Annotated in this window: 12 protein-coding genes; 5 read left to right on the top strand and 7 right to left on the bottom strand. The window is 34.0% G+C overall.

The features are described from left to right. Positions 1-158 precede the first annotated feature (158 nt). From J3R86_RS01415 to ltrA, 4 genes are all read left to right on the top strand, one after another. Entirely contained in the window at positions 159-1,082 is a 924-nt protein-coding gene (locus J3R86_RS01415; RefSeq protein WP_207517749.1) for an alpha/beta hydrolase, read from the top strand. A 159-nt stretch (positions 1,083-1,241) separates the two neighbouring features. Next, positions 1,242-1,955 (top strand): dihydrofolate reductase family protein, encoded by a 714-nt coding sequence (locus tag J3R86_RS01420; RefSeq protein ID WP_207517750.1) that lies wholly within the window; start codon positions 1,242-1,244, stop codon positions 1,953-1,955. A 23-nt stretch (positions 1,956-1,978) separates the two neighbouring features. Next, positions 1,979-2,746: an SDR family NAD(P)-dependent oxidoreductase gene (locus tag J3R86_RS01425; protein WP_207518495.1), complete on the top strand. Its 768-nt coding sequence runs from the start codon at positions 1,979-1,981 to the stop codon at positions 2,744-2,746. Positions 2,747-3,555: 809 nt separating this feature from the next. Beyond that, complete coding sequence (gene ltrA / locus J3R86_RS01430; RefSeq protein ID WP_207518488.1) at positions 3,556-4,842, top strand: group II intron reverse transcriptase/maturase; 1,287 nt, start codon at positions 3,556-3,558, stop codon at positions 4,840-4,842. Positions 4,843-4,909: 67 nt separating this feature from the next. On the opposite strand, the gene J3R86_RS01435 is transcribed toward ltrA, so the two are convergent. Next, entirely contained in the window at positions 4,910-6,199 is a 1,290-nt protein-coding gene (locus J3R86_RS01435; RefSeq protein ID WP_207517751.1) for an ISL3 family transposase, read from the bottom strand. 245 nt (positions 6,200-6,444) lie between these two features. Then, positions 6,445-7,773 (bottom strand): MFS transporter, encoded by a 1,329-nt coding sequence (locus tag J3R86_RS01440; RefSeq protein ID WP_207517752.1) that lies wholly within the window; start codon positions 7,771-7,773, stop codon positions 6,445-6,447. A gap of 543 nt (positions 7,774-8,316) precedes the next feature. On the opposite strand from J3R86_RS01440, the gene J3R86_RS01445 reads away from it, so the two are divergent. Continuing rightward, positions 8,317-9,495, top strand: coding sequence for an acetyl-CoA C-acetyltransferase (locus J3R86_RS01445; RefSeq protein WP_207517753.1), 1,179 nt, complete (start codon positions 8,317-8,319; stop codon positions 9,493-9,495). A gap of 75 nt (positions 9,496-9,570) precedes the next feature. Here J3R86_RS01445 and J3R86_RS01450 read toward each other — a convergent pair whose 3' ends face one another. The 5 genes from J3R86_RS01450 to J3R86_RS01470 are packed head-to-tail and all read right to left on the bottom strand — an operon-like array spanning position 9,571 to position 16,656. Next, a complete protein-coding gene (locus J3R86_RS01450) occupies positions 9,571-10,317 on the bottom strand; it encodes a cyclase family protein (RefSeq protein ID WP_207517754.1) in 747 nt (248 codons plus the stop codon). Between the two features lie 22 nt (positions 10,318-10,339). Further along, positions 10,340-12,589: a 5-methyltetrahydropteroyltriglutamate--homocysteine S-methyltransferase gene (gene metE / locus J3R86_RS01455; RefSeq protein WP_207517755.1), complete on the bottom strand. Its 2,250-nt coding sequence runs from the start codon at positions 12,587-12,589 to the stop codon at positions 10,340-10,342. Beyond that, positions 12,586-14,427, bottom strand: a complete 1,842-nt coding sequence (locus J3R86_RS01460; protein WP_207517756.1) for a bifunctional homocysteine S-methyltransferase/methylenetetrahydrofolate reductase — start codon at positions 14,425-14,427, stop codon at positions 12,586-12,588. The genes metE and J3R86_RS01460 overlap by 4 nt, the downstream gene beginning before the upstream one ends. Next, positions 14,381-15,556 carry a cystathionine beta-lyase MetC gene (gene metC, locus J3R86_RS01465; protein WP_207517757.1) on the bottom strand — a complete coding sequence of 392 codons (1,176 nt, stop codon included), beginning with the start codon at positions 15,554-15,556 and terminating at the stop codon, positions 14,381-14,383. The genes J3R86_RS01460 and metC overlap by 47 nt, the downstream gene beginning before the upstream one ends. Next, positions 15,553-16,656, bottom strand: a complete 1,104-nt coding sequence (locus J3R86_RS01470; protein ID WP_207517758.1) for a PLP-dependent transferase — start codon at positions 16,654-16,656, stop codon at positions 15,553-15,555. Before J3R86_RS01470 ends, metC begins: the two co-directional genes overlap by 4 nt. Between the last annotated feature and the right edge of the window lie 53 nt (positions 16,657-16,709).

Genomic DNA, 16,709 nt, shown 5'->3' on the forward strand with positions numbered 1-16,709 from the left:
TCTGTGTATTATTGCTCAAATATCACAACGTATGAATTGTTTATTTAAGATAATATGTTTTAATTATACACACGAGGGTAATAAAACTCTATAGTAAAATTAATGATTAATTTATGAGCAATAAAGATAAATAATTAAAATATAAAGGAGTCTTAAATATGAATGAACAAGTAATGAAATTCAAAACTAGAAATATTGAAACAACTGGTATTTTACGCGTACCTGATAATGCAGGAGATAAAGCGTTACCAACGATTGTAGTGATGCATCCAATCAGTAGTGTTAAAGAACAAACAGCAAGTATTTATGCTAAACGATTAACAGAAGAAGGGTTTGTCACATTTGCCTTTGATGCAGGTAACCAAGGTGAATTACATCAAGCACCTGAATATATTGAAAATCCGTATTACAGATCAGAAGATGCGTCATTTGCTATTGATTTCTTAAATACGTTAGATGTTGTAGATAATGATCGTATTGGTATCTTAGGTATTTGTGGTGGTGGCGGTTATGCCGTTAATGCAAGTAAAACTGATAAACGTATTAAAGCTGTCGGTTCAGTTGTTGGTGTTGACTTTGGTACATTAACTAGAGAAGGCGACTTATCTCCAAATGCAGCTTTAGATATGTTGCATAATGTAGCGAAACAACGTGAAGCGGAAGCAATGGGCGCTAAACATGAATTTATACCTTATATCCCTGATTCACAACAACAACGCGAACAAGCAGGTATTGAAGATATAGATATCGAACAAGCGGTGGATTACTATAGAACGGATCGCGGTCAACATGAAAATTCAATCAATCGCTATCGTCTTGTAAGTAACATGGAAGTAGCAGGATTTGATGCTTATCATTTAATTGATAAATTATTAGATCAACCACTTTATGTGGTCGCAGGAGATGTTCCAGGCGGATTTGGTTCATATCGTTTTGCTTATAGATTATTTGATAATGCCCTAACTAAAGATAAAAAATTACACATTGTTAAAGGTGCATCTCACTATGATTTATATGATCAACCTCAACCAGTTAATGAAGCATTATCAGGATTAATTCCATTCTATAAAGAAAAATTGTAAGCTGATAAACATTAAACAAAACACTTTAATTTAATATATGGCACATATGCAGTGACAATAGAAGACACAGATAGCTGGACGCATAGTCGATATCTAAATTCATTGAATATATGCATGATGTGCCTCTTTGATTTTTAAAGTAATGGAGGGAAATGACTAATGACACGACCAACAGTAATTGTGCATATGTCAATGTCAATTAATGGCAATATTACAGGGCCATACGGTAGCGTAGTGGAAGGCGATGCTTTAAAACAAGCCTATGAAAGTAAACATGAATATTTTGATAGCAAAGCAATGATTTTAGGGTGTAAAACCATTGAAGAAGCATTTACTGCAACGGAAATGCCAGAATTGCCAAGTCATCCACAAACATATTCTAGAGAAGCAGATTATATTGCTAACAGTGATTATGATCATTATATGATATCACTTGACCCTTCAGGAAAAGCAGCCTGGACGTCAAACTATACGACATTTCGTGAACGTCCTGAAATGCATGTGATTGAAGTGGTATCTGAAACAGTGTCAGATGCTTATTTAGAGCATTTGAGGAATTTAGGTATATCATATATTTTCGGTGGTAAAAATCACCAATTAGATCTTAAGCTAGTATTAGAAAAATTGTATCGCTATTTCAATTTAGAAACAGTGGTATTAGCTGGTGGCGGAAGTATTAATTGGTCATTCTTCGAGCAAGGTTTAGTTGATGAAGTCAGTGTTGTTATTGTACCAGCCGTTGATGATCATTACGGACGTCCTCAATTGTTTAATAATACGAGTGATAAGAAGGATATTAAGCCACAAGGTTTTAAAATTAAACATTTAGAACAATTAGATGGAGATATTATTTGGATACATTATATTAAATAAAATATTAGAAAGAAGTGAATAAAATGGCAGGTTATGCATTAATTACAGGAGCAAGTTCAGGTATTGGTTATGAAACAGCACTAAAATTTGCGGCTAAAGGACAAAATGTGATTATAGTTGCTCGTAATGAAGAAAAATTACAACAACTTAAGGATGCTATCGCAGCTCAATATCCTAATGTAGATGTCGTAATTAAAGTGGTGGATTTAGCTCAAGCTAATAATGTTAAAGCATTATATGAAGATGTTAAACATTATTCATTACAAACGTTAGTAAATAATGCAGGGTTTGGAGATTTCGGTAGTGTAAAAGATGCGGATATCAATAAAATTCAAACAATGTTGCACCTTAATATTGAAGCACTTACAATACTAACAACTTTATTCGTCAAAGACTATGAAAACGTAGAAGGTACACAAGTAATTAATATATCTTCTGTTGGGGGATATGAAATCTATACAGCAGCGTTAACATATTCTGCAACTAAATATTATGTAGCTGCATATACTGAAGGCTTAGATGTTCAGTTGCGAGATAAAGGTGCTAACATGCGTGCCAAAGTTATAGCACCATCATCAACAAAAACAAGCTTTATGGATCGTTCTTTAGATACAGAAGATACAGATTATGATGCATATTTTGATCGTTACAATACATCAGAAGAATTAGCTGATTATATTATGACATTATATGATAGTGATAAACATATAGGTATTGTTGACGATGATACTTTGGAATTGAAGTTATATGATCATTTTTATCCTGTAAATACTTTTGGTGCGGATCAATAGGTAAGAAAAGTGAAGTCGAGCCTTACTCAAAAATAGATGAAATTAAAGTATAAAGGTTAAATGCTTTATTTAAACAATGAATAGCAACTATATTAAAAGGATGAATCAAGTCTTAATGACTCGTTTCACCCTTTTGGTTACGACTAAATGAAATTGATTCTCTATTTTTTAGGATGGATGAATAAAATGAGAATAATTTTTTTTATCCGTCCGACTTGAAATAGAAGGTTCTCTGTCGAATTGGACTGATGTATAAATTTTTTATAGAAGTTAAGCAGCAATTTGTTGTTTAACTTCTTTTTTATTGTGCGCCCGGCATGGGTAATTACTAGACGGTGAAAGTCCGTTACAGGCTTGGTAGTAGGAACTGTTAGCGAAAGACAAGGGTGTCCATTGTGAAATGGAATCTGAAGGAAGTCGGACGCAAACACTCGCACTGACGAACAGAAATATCATACAAGGCTATGTGGAATGGATGAATCTGCAATACAAGATAAAGTCCGATACTACCCGAGTTCTATATAGTAAATGATGCAGTGGAATGAGTGGAAAGTGGTTACTCTTACCCGGGGAGGTCTCATCAGCGATAAAAAAAATCGTAGTAATAACGAATGATGAGAAGTCAGCAGAGGTCATAGTAGGTAGAAATACTGAAGGACTGAACAATATTCATACAAAGTAAAGAATGGAGGTTAGAGATTTACAACGTACAGAATACAATTAATGATTGGCAACTCATAGAAAGATAAGTAGTGGAACGAAAAAGGATATATGAGTGCGTACAGTAAATCTTAGGTGAAATGAAAGAAATGTATCGTGAGTCTCCATCTATGATGGAGCTTGTTGTAAGAGAGAATAATATACAAAAAGCAATTAAGAAAGTGAAGAAAAACAACGGTGCACCTGGCATCGATGGCATGCGAGTAAGTGAATTAACATCACATTTCGCAAAATACTTTCCACAAATTAAACAAAAACTGCTTGATGGCACGTATAAGCCACAAGCAGTAAGAAAGGTTGAAATACCTAAATCAAATGGGAAAAAGCGCGTGCTTGGAATCCCTGTCGCAAGAGACAGAGTTATCCAACAAGCCATTAAACAAGTCATTGAACCTAGTATCGACCGTACTTTCTCAAAACACAGTCATGGCTTTAGACCGAATCGTAGTACAGGAACTGCACTTAAAGAATGTGCAACATACTATGAAGAAGGTTACTTAGTTGCAGTTGATTGTGATTTAAAACAGTGCTTTGATATGTTGAACCATGATAAATTAATGTATCTATTTGAACGACATGTTCAAGATAAAGCCATTTCTAAATTTATTCGTAGAAGCCTACAGGTTGGTGCAATCGACCTCAATGGTAATTATCGAAGTAGAGAAATAGGTGCACCGCAAGGTGGTGTTATTTCCCCGTTACTTTGTAATATTTATCTTCACGAATTAGATAATGAATTGGAGAAACGTGGTCATCGCTTTGTTCGTTATGCAGATGACTTCGTCATCTTTGTACGTACAAAACGAGCGGGTCAACGTGTCATGGAAAGTGTGACAAAGTTTATCGAAAAAGACCTTAAACTTATTGTAAATAGTGAAAAGAGCAAGGTAGGTTCTATCACACGTTTAAAGTTCTTGAGTTGTCTAATGACCAAAGTAAATGGCACTTATCGTTTCAGACCGACTATGGAAGCAAGAAGAAATTTAAAACGCACCTTAAGACGTCTAACGAAACGAAATAGACCAGGTACCTTTAAAGAGATTATATCAGAAATTAATCAAGTAACACGAGGGTGGATAAATTACTTTGGTAAAGGATTTATTACAGGTTTTGTAACGAAGTTACAATCATGGTTAAACCGACGCATTAGACAACTAATCCTCAAAAGATGGAAAAGAATAAAAACCAAATATAAGATGTTACGTAAGTATGGACTTGACCATAAGAGTGCAATGAAAATTGCCAATTCAAGAAAGAAATACTGGCGCTTATCATCAACGCATGAAGTTCATCGTGCACTTACAACAAAACGTCTCTACAAGTGGGGGTTAGAACCATTAACCCAACTCGCAGAGACGGCTTACGCAAGATATTGAACCGCCGAGTACGGAACCGTACGCTCGGTGGTGTGAGAGGACGGATAATCAAATAATGGTTATCCTCCTACTCGATTTCAGGTGCATATAGTTTTGAACATAAGAGAATTCTGTTGCGCAAATGATTGTAATTTCCATAACCAAAAGATGTACGTTTAATAAGTTTAATTTTATTATTAATACCTTCAATAGGACCTTTGGTCAAATTGATATAATTGAAAGTATGTTCGATGAAACAAGCATGTTTTTTCAACGTTTTAATGGCTGTTTTTAATGATGGATGCAAGTCTGAAAGTTTCAACTGTTCTATGGTTTGTTTAAATGAGTCGAATTGGCTATGTTTCAAGTCATGTCTTAAATTATTAATCACTTCATAGGTCTCTTTAAGGGTATCATCTTGGTCTAACAAGTATGTCACGATGCCTTTTTGCGTCTTCCATTCTTTAAACAAAGGTACCTTATTATATTCATACAATTCTAAGTCTTCGGGTGGTTTAAGTACAAGTTTCCAGTAACGCTTATATTTATTATATAGTGGTTTATTTAGGTCTTTAAATACGTTCATAACGGCTACACGAATACTATTTAAAGCTCGATTTAATAGTTGAACAATATGGAAACGATCGATAATAATTTTAGCGTTTGGAAATAGTTTTTTAATTAAAGTCATATAAGGTTCATGCATATCGATAGTCACTGTCTTTACTTGCTGTCTATCTTTTAAAGAAAAGCGGTAAAAATAAGTTTTGAGTGATTGAAGTCGACGATCTTCAACAACATCTATAATTTGATGTGTTTGTGCATCAGCGAATATAAAGCTCATATGACACGAAACGTTCTTGACACTTTTAAACTCATCCATCATTAGATGTTTGGGTAGTGAAGCATACGGTGATTGTTTTAAATAATCTGCTGCTTGATCAATAAAACGTGATACTGTTGCCGTTGAAACTGAACATGAGCGTGCAATAGATACTTCTGATCTCACATCCACAGCTTTGTCGATAACTGCTAGACGTGTATTATTTGAAATATGACAATATGGATTTATTTCTGGTGTTTTCGCTGTGAAATAGCTATGACAAGCTCTACACAAATAGCGTTGCTTACTTAACATTAAATAAGCTGGACATTCAGATACCTTAGGTATCGTAATTCTAGATACTTTTTTACCATTTTTAACGATTTGATTGTCTGTATTTTCAGTATGACAAAACGGACATTCATCAATATTATTTCTTAAAGTACCATAGTAAAATTTACATAATTTCCCTTTATAATGTTTTTTAGTTAATTTTTCGCTATAAATAATGTTTTGGTCTTCCATATTAAGTGTATCTGATATAAAATTTTGCATAGGCGCATTATCTCCTTAGATTATTTGTTTGGTCACTTTTAATTATAGAGATAATTGCGCTTTTTTCATATTCAAAATACAAAAATCGGACTAATAGAAAATAATTAAAAATTCTCTATTAGTCCGATTTATTATAGAGCCCTAATTGTGGTCAACTCACGAATTTAACGTAAGCGTTTTTTCTTATTAATTGGAAGTATCGTAATAACTAATCCCAAAGTTTATTTCTTATATGATAACTATAGTTATGCTTGTGAATTTTTAGGTTTACGATGATTCATAATCAGTAGTAGCAATATAGCAATGGCACCTATAATATCGACGACTATACCAATTCTAAATATCAAATGATAAGCTAACTCAATATTATAGTGATATTTATCAAGTAACGTACCGTTCATTTGATAAACGAAAAAGATAGGTGCATACGTTGCAAATGAACCTAAACTCATTGCAGCACCAGTATATTTTTCAGGTAGATTAATTTCAGATATGGGTGCTAAAATAATACTGTTTGCTAAAAATGTTGCGATTGAAAATGCTAATAATAAAATAATACTAAAAATGATACCAGTTTTGAAAAATGCCACCAATGATAATGATATAATGCATAGAGCTAAAGCAGTGAACATCATTCTTGTAGCAGATTTAAAAATATAATCAGATATTAATCCAGCGCTGAGACCCATAACAATGCCCATTGCACCAGTATTAATAATACCGAAAATGGCTGTTTGATTTGGAGAAAGATGATAAACACTTTGTAAATAAGGGACAGTGTAAATTAATATAATATAACTCCAATATGCCGCTAATCCGCCAATGGAAGCTAGCCAAATCCTAGGTTGTGTAAATAGAACATGCAATAAGCCTTTTAAAGCTTCTAAAGATTTATTATCACGGACAATATCTTCACTTTCTAAATTGCGATTGATTTCATAACGGTGTTTTAATTTGTGGTTTGCTGCAATGCCATTTGTTGGAATATAACGAATGATTAAGTATATTAGTGGAATGATTAATAAATTATAGAACAACATGCCGCCTTTAAAGACTGCTAGTCCACTAATTACTGCCATGACACCAACAATAAGTAAATTCATTAATACTTCTTGCGTTCGACGTATCGATTCTAACAAACCAAAACCAATACCTCTGTTTCTTTGATGAGTAAAGAATATAATACCATTTAAGACTGCTGGCCAAAAGACAGCGTCAATTAGCCCCCAAATAATTGCTATACATTTAAGCACCGTGAAATTAGGTGTAAAGAAAATAATGACTGACATAGTAATGAATCTAACTACTAAACCAAATATCAAAATAGATTTAATTGAAAAGCGATTGTTAATCCAACCGCCCGGAATATAAAAGAATACTGCAATACCAATTAAACTAAATAAAGTTCCAAGTTCAGCATTGGAAACATTCAATACTTCTAATAATAGGTTGTAGAATGTTCCTTTAAATGCTTCGAAACTAGAATAGATCAATTGACCTGCTGTTATAACTGTTAAAAAGCCAATAAAGTTATGTTTGTTATCAAAACCTAAACGACCCAATATTTTCTTCAAAGTAATATCACCTTTCCTTGTTGTATAAGATTAAAAATTTAAATTACTAAAAATTGAATATGTGAGATGTTAGGAGTAAAAAGGAGCTTGATAAATCATTGTGTTGCAAAATGTTTTCAATAGAATACTATTACTCTATTTTAAGGCGGCATTATAGATAAAACAAGATGCCGACAAGCGTTATATCAAGAAAAAAGGGATAAGTAATATTTAAAGTGTTAATTAACATAAATAAATTTAGAAATGTAACATGATTTGTGATGGGCTAGCTTTTATTAATTGGAATCAAAGGTTAAAGCGTGAAGAAGTATCATTTATGACAAATTATAATAGCTATTAGAGTAGTAATTTGAAACCGTTTGCGTTTAAAATTGCTCAAACAATTTACTACATTGTATAATAGGTTTTGTTATATCATAAATAAATGACTATTAAAGCTAGTTGAAGTTATGGCGTAATTGAAAATTTGTGTGTTGAATCTACAGATGATTAATTACATCATGCTTTGACATGCTTATATATAAATAAGGAGATGAATATGCCATGACTAAAGTCGTATTAGCGGCTGCATATCGTACACCTATAGGCGTATTTGGTGGTGCTTTTAAAGATGTGCCAGCTTATGATTTAGGTGCTACATTAATCAAACATATAATAAAACAAACAAATATTAATCCGCAAGATGTGGATGAAGTTATTATTGGGAATGTCTTACAAGCAGGACAAGGACAAAATCCAGCACGTATTGCAGCGATGAAAGGTGGTCTGCCCGAAACCGTACCATCATTTACTGTAAATAAAGTATGTGGTTCAGGTTTAAAGTCAATTCAACTAGCATATCAATCTATTATCGCTGGAGATAATGATATTGTCATAGCTGGTGGTATGGAAAATATGTCACAAGCACCAATGTTAGTAAACCAAGGACGTTTTGGTTTTAAAATGGGTCACCAAACAATGATTGATAGTATGGTTTATGATGGTTTAACAGATGTTTTTAATCAGTATCATATGGGCATTACTGCTGAAAATTTAGTAGAGCAATATGATATTAGCAGAGAAGAGCAAGATCAATTTGCTGTTGAATCACAACGAAAAGCTGTAGCAGCACAACAAGCTGGGGCTTTTGATAGTGAAATTGTACCTGTGTCTATTCCACAACGTAAAGGAGATCCTATTGTTGTCACTAAAGATGAAGGGATAAGAGCAGATGCCTCTTTAGAAAAATTAAGTCGCCTAAGACCAGCGTTTAAGAAAGACGGTTCTGTTACTGCTGGCAATTCATCAGGTATTAACGATGGTGCAGCGATGATGTTAGTTATGTCTGAAGAAAAGGCTCAAGAATTGAATATTGAACCATTAGCAGTGATTGATGGATTTAGTAGTCATGGCGTGGACCCATCAATCATGGGTATTGCACCCGTTGGCGCAATTGAAAAAGTATTGCAACGTAGTAATAAAGCTATAGCAGATATTGATGTTTTTGAATTAAATGAAGCTTTTGCATCACAATCGATTGCTGTTGATTGTGAATTACAATTGCCTAAAGAAAAGGTTAACGTTAAAGGTGGTGCGATTGCATTAGGTCATCCGATTGGAGCATCTGGTGCTAGAGTATTAGTAACTTTATTACACCAATTAAATGATGATGTTGAAACGGGTCTAACATCATTATGTATTGGTGGAGGACAAGCTGTGGCAGCAATAGTATCTAAATATTAAACTATTTGAATAAGCAAGCATAAATAAAAGGAGCAAAGTAACGATTCAAAAGTTACTTTGCTCCTTTTGCTATAGTTATGAAGGTTTAATGGCAAATGCACGCACAGGGAATCCGGGTGCATGTTTAGGTTTAGGGCTAATAGAATAAATAATGGCGCCACGTGTAGGTAAAAGATCTAAATTAGTTAATAATTCAACTTGATATTTATCTTGTCCAAGAACATAGCGTTCACCCACTAAATCTCCATTTTTGACAACGTCTATAGAGGCATCTGTATCAAAGGTTTCATGTCCGATGGCTTGGATATGACGTTTTTCAAATAAGAATTTAAGTGCATCTAAGCCCCATCCAGGTGCATGTTGTTGACCGTCAGCGTCTTTATTTTCAAATTGTGCAATATCAGGCCAGCGTTTAGACCAGTCTGTACGTAGGGCCACAAAAGTATCTGGCTCAATGATACCGTGTTGTTGTTCCCACGCTTCTATGTGTGCACGTGTCACTATAAAGTCATGATTAGTGGCTGCTTGTTGTGAAAAGTCTAAGACGATAAGCGGTAATACTAACTCTTTTAATTCTAAATCTTCAAGGTAACGTTTATTTTCTACAAAATGAATAGGCGCATCGATATGTGTGCCATATTGTGTTACGATATTCCATCTTTGAACATAGAATCCATGATCTTTAACAGTGAACAGTGTTGAAACTTCTCCCTTTTCAAAATCACTAAAACGTGGAATATCAGGATCAAAGGTATGTGTTAAATCTACCCAAGTTGACTGTTTTAAAGTTTGTAATTGTTGCCATAAAGGATATTGTGTCATGCCATCACCCGTTTCTAATTAATTATGCAATATCTTGACCGTCTTTATCTTGACGTTTAGCTTTAACGGCCTCAACTAATACAGTTAATGCTGCTTTTACTTCATCTTCTTGTCTTGTTTTTAAACCACAGTCTGGATTCACCCAGAATAAAGAGCGATCAATTTGTTGTAGTGAACGATCAATTGCTGTTGTAATTTCTTCTTTAGTAGGAATACGAGGGCTATGGATATCATAAACACCTAGTCCAATTCCTAAATCATAATTGATATCTTCAAAGTCCTTAATTAAATCACCGTGACTTCGTGACGTTTCAATAGAGATGACATCAGCATCTAAATCATGAATAGCGTTAATAATTTGACCGAATTGAGAATAGCACATATGTGTATGAATTTGAGTTTCATCACGCACAGATGATGTTGCAAGTTTAAATGATAAAACAGCGTCTTTAAGATATTGTTCGTGATACTCTGAACGTAAAGGTAAGCCTTCTCTTAATGCGGGTTCATCAACTTGAATGACTTTAATACCCGCTTTTTCAAGTGCTAATACTTCTTCATTAATAGCTAAAGCAATTTGATCTTGTACAACTTTACGTGGTATATCCACACGTTCAAATGACCAGTTAAGAATCGTTACTGGACCAGTTAACATACCTTTGACAGGTTTGTCAGTTAAACTTTGAGCATATACTGTTTCTTTAACTGTTAATGGGGCAGTCCATTTGACATCTCCATAAATGATTGGTGGTTTAACAGCACGTGAACCGTATGATTGCACCCAACCAAATTTAGTTACTAAAAAGCCTTGAAGTTTTTCTCCGAAGAATTCAACCATATCATTACGTTCAAATTCACCATGTACGAGTACATCTAACCCGATATCTTCTTGGATTTTAATCCAGCGTGCAATTTCATTATTTAAAAATGTTTCGTAAGCTTCATCAGAAATACGTTTGTTTTTCCAGTCTGCACGATATTTTCTAACTTCACGACTTTGAGGGAATGAACCAATTGTTGTTGTTGGTAAATCAGGTAGATTCAAACGTTGTTGCTGTTGCTCGATACGTTTTGCAAATGCTGATTGTCTTGAAGTACGAACACTATCAAAATCATAATCAAGATTTTTAAATGATTGGTTTTGGAAACGATCGAAACGCGATTTTAGCTTATCATATTTAGTGCTGTCTTGATTGTTAAATAAACGACGTAAGGCATCTAATTCATCTAATTTTTCAGTAGCAAAGCTCAATCCTTCGGCAATATTAGTATCTAACGTTTCATCGTCTAAAGAGACTGGTACGTGCAATAATGAAGATGAAGGTTGAATCACAAGATTGTCTGTATAAGTTAATAACGTTTCGATGAGTGACTTCTTAGTAGCAATATCTGATGCCCACACATTACGACCATCAATAATACCAGCATATAACGTTTTAGAACGGTCAAAATCACCAGCTTCAATTTGTGTTAAGTTATAGCCGTTATCATGAACGAAGTCTAAACCTAGACCACCCACAGGTAGAGAACTTAAGAATTTAACATGTGCACGTTCAAAGTAAGTTTGAATTACTAATTTATTACCTATACCAGCTTCAGCAAAGTAGTCATAAGCTTCTTTAGTGATATTTTCATAACTTTCACTATCATCGTTAACTAATATAGGTTCATCTACTTGAATATAGTCAGCGCCTGCATCAATTAACGATTGGAAGACTTCTTTATATAATGGTAATAATGTTTGTACTTTTTCTTCAAATGTTTGATTACCACCTTTAGATAATTTTACAAAAGTAATAGGTCCTACGATGACAGGATGTGCATTGATGTTTAAAGACTGTGCAAATTTAAATCTTTCTAATAGAACATTACGAACGACCTTAGGTTCAACATTATCCCATTCTGGTACGATATAATGATAATTTGTGTTAAACCATTTAATTAAAGCACTAGCTACATGTTCTTTATTACCACGGGCAATATCGAATAACAAATCGTCGTTGTTGTCTCTTCCTTGAAAACGTTCTGGGATGATATTAAATAATAAAGAAGTATCTAAGATATTATCATATAAAGAGAAATCACCAACTGGGATACTATCTAAGTTATAGTTTTTTTGAAGTAATAAATTTTCTTTATGTAAATCTGTTAATGTTTGGTCTAATTCTGCTTTAGTAATATTTTGTGCCCAGTAACTTTCGATAGCTTTTTTCCATTCTCTTTTTCTACCTAAACGTGGGAATCCTAAGTTTGATGTTGTAATTGTTGTCATAATATTGCCTCCTTATGAGTGGTAATAGATTTTGAATATGCTGCAAGTTCTAATGAGTCTTCAACATTTTGGAACGGCGTAATGATATATAAACCATTAAAATATTGATGAACAGTATCAATTAATGCTTTTGATAGCGTTAAACTAAGTTGTCGTGTCTTTGCTTTATCATCTTTAACCGCTTCGAATTGTGCTAAAATATCATCTGACATTTTAATACCAGGCACTTCATTGTGTAGAAATAGAGCATTTTTATAACTTGCTATAGGCATAATTCCTATGAAAAATGGTGTATCTAGGTGCTTAGTGGCATGATAAATTTCTATTATTTTTTCTTTGCTATACACTGGTTGTGTAATGAAGTAAGACATTCCGCTGTCTACTTTCTTTTCTAATCTTTTTACAGCGCCATCTAATTTACGTACATTAGGATTGAAGGCGCCAGCGATATTAAAGTGTGTACATTTCTTCAGCGCATCACCATCTGTATTAATACCTTGATTAAAACGTAATGCCAGTTCAGTTAATCCTTTAGAATTGACATCATAGACATTAGTAGCTCCAGGTAGGTGGCCAACTTTAGAAGGATCACCAGTTATGGCTAGAATTTCGTTAACACCTATTAACGATAAGCCTAATAAATGAGATTGTAAGCCAATTAAATTGCGGTCACGACAAGTTATATGTACTAACGGTTCAATGTTGTAATATTGTTTAATTAAACTTGCTGCAGCGATATTACTTACTCTTACTGTGGCGAGTGAGTTATCTGCTAAAGTAACAGCATCAATGTTTGCTTTGTCTAATTTAGCGATATTATCGAAAAATTTAGTCGTGTCTAAATGTTTAGGTGTATCTAATTCGACAATAACTGTTGGTCGTTCCCGTACTTTGGATGTCAAGTTTTGTTTAGTCTGTGTTGATGATTGGTTAAAACGTATAGACGTAGTAATAGGTACAACTTTTTTACTATTAATTGGTTTAAGGTTAGCAACAGATGATTTAATAAATTTAATGTGTTCTGGCGTTGTACCACAACAACCGCCAATTAAACGAACACCTTCGTTAACTAATTGTTGCGCTACAGTTCCAAAGTATTGTGCGTTATCACTATATTTAATTTCACTATTTTCTATATCGAGTAAACTAGCATTTGGATAACAAGATAAGAATGCTTGATCCGGTAATTCAATATGTGTAAACGATTCTTGCATATGGTGTGGACCGTGATGACAATTAAGTCCAACAATATTTGCACCACAAGCAACGATTGATTTAAGTGCACTATTGATATCTGTACCATTAACTAAATAATTAGTATTGGAAGCAGTTAATTGAGCAATGATGGGAATATCATATTTCTGTCTAGTATGTTTGATGATCTGAGTCAATTCTTCTAAATCGTAGTAAGTTTCGAACAATAGTGCATCGACACCTTCTTCAACTAATGTATCAATTTGAATTTCACTATGATAAAGAATAGATTGTAAACTTAAATCATCTTGTTTAATACCACGAAACCCGCCAACGGTACCTAAGATAAATGTGTGATCGGTTGCTGCTTTCTTGGCAATACGCACGGCAGCTTGATGAATGTCTTTCACTTTATGTTCGAGTCCAAAGTTCTTTAATTTTTCAAAATTAGCACCATATGTATTCGTTTGAATAACATCAGCACCTGCAGCAATGTAAGAACGATGGATATGTTCAATTTTGTCTGGGTGAGATAAGTTGTAAGCTTCCGGACAAGTATCAATACCTTCTGAATAAAGAATTGTACCCATTGCGCCGTCAGCTACTAAAATGTTGTCTTTCAATTGTGTGAGAAATTGACTCATTAAATGCCTCCTTTAGTGCATATTTTATATCTGCAATCAGCTCATCTGGATCTTCTAAACCGACACTGAGACGGAATAGACCAAATGTAATACCTCGTTGTTGCCTTACTTCTTCTGGTAGTGCCGCATGAGACATTGTTGCTGGGTGAGATAATATTGTTTCAACACCACCTAAACTTACTGATACAAGAGGTAATGTTAAAGCATCGACAAATGCTTGAGCCTTCGTTTCATCTTTTAAACGTAAACCTATGACAGCACCTCCATTGTTAGCTTGTTTTAAGTGAGTCACATTATGTCCTGGATAATACACTTCTGTTATTTCATCTTGCTTGATTAGGAAGTCTACGATTTTTCGAGTATTGGCAACAGATTGACTAAATCTGACAGGCAATGTTTTTAAATGCTTAGCTAACATCCAACTATCTTGTGCTGATAGAGCATTACCAGTTCCGTTTTGAATTAAATATAATGCGTCGCTGATGACTTTGTTATTTGTAATGACAGCACCAGCAATTAAGTCACTATGACCACTTAAAAATTTAGTAGCACTATGAATAACGATGTCTGCCCCAAGTGTTAGAGGGGACTGACCAAGTGGTGTCATAAAGGTATTATCAACAGCTACGAGTAAGTTATGTGCTTTAGCTATAGTTGATACTGCTTCAATGTCTGTTATTTTAAAACAGGGATTTGAAGGTGTTTCTAAATAAATTAATTTAGTATTAGGTTGTATAGCTTGTGTGATTGCTTCAAGATTTGTTGTATCAACGGTTGTGAATGCTATGTTGAAACGATTTAAGATTTGTTCTGTTAAACGGAATGTTCCACCATAAACATCATCAGGCAAGATAATATGATCACCAGATTTAAATGTTAACAGAACGGCAGACACTGCTGCGATGCCTGAGGCAAATGCAAAAGCATAGTCGCCATGCTCTAAACGCGCTAATTTTTCTTCAACTAATGTACGGTTTGGATTGCCACTGCGAGCATAATCGTAATGAGTTTGGCCACCTAATTGTTGTTGATGAAATGTTGATGAATCGTATAAAGGTGGATTAGCAGAATGGTAATCAATCCCTCGACGCCAATCAAATATCACTTCAGTTTCTCTAGATAAAGTCATATAATCCCTCCAACATATGAATGTTTTAAAGCTTGAATAATGTCTCTTTCAATATCTTTGTAATCTTCTATGCCGATGGATAAGCGAATAAGGTATTCATCGATACCACGTTTATCTTTTTCGATATCAGGCATATCTACATGAGTTTGTGTATATGGAAATGTAATCAGTGTTTCTGTACCACCAAGACTTTCAGCAAAGATACAAATTTCTAAATTTTCTAAAAATTTAGCGACGTTATAGTCTCTGTTTAGTCGTAAACTCAGCATACCCGTACGACCGCTATAAAGAACCTGATCAATAGCTTCCAGCTCTTGGCATTTGGCAGCTAATTGCTGTGCATTAGATTGACTACGTTCTATACGTAGATGTAACGTTTTAAGTCCACGTTGTAATAAGTAGCTATCTAACGGAGATAACGTAGCACCAATCATATTATGAAAATCAAATAGCTGTTGTGCTAATTTGTCATCTTTAACTGTGACGACACCAGCGAGTACATCGTTATGACCACCAATATATTTTGTAGCAGAATGTAATACAATGTCTGCGCCTTCTTCTAATGGTGTAGATAGATAAGGTGTTAAAAACGTATTATCTATAATAGTTAGTAAATGATGTTTCTGCGCTAATTGATAATAAGGTTCCACATTTATAGCAATCATTTGTGGATTAGATATAGGTTCAATAAATAACGCTTTAGTATTAGCTGTAATTTGATTAGTAACTTCTTCGTAGTTTAAGAAATCAACGTATTTAAATTTAATGCCATATTGTTGTTCATAGAAGTCAAATAAGCGAAACGTACCACCATATAAATCGAAAGAAACAAGAATTTCGTCATTAGGTTTAAATAAATTACAAATTAATTGAATTGCTGCCATACCACTTGATGTAGCAAATGATGCACTTCCTCTTTCTAATTTAGCGAAACTTTCCTCAAATGCACTTCGTGTCGGATTTTTAGTTCTTGTATAATCATATCCAGTTGACTGACCTAGACTTGGATGTTGATAGGCGGTAGATAGATATATAGGATTTGCAATTGCACCAGTGTGATCGTGGGTAAGTGCAATTTGTGCTAATTCAGTATCTTTCATAATTAATGCCTCCTAAAAAATAATAAAAAAAGCTTCCGTCCTTTGAACCCAAT

This window comes from Staphylococcus simiae (genome assembly GCF_017357005.1).
GTDB classification, from domain to species: Bacteria; Bacillota; Bacilli; order Staphylococcales; family Staphylococcaceae; genus Staphylococcus; species Staphylococcus simiae_A.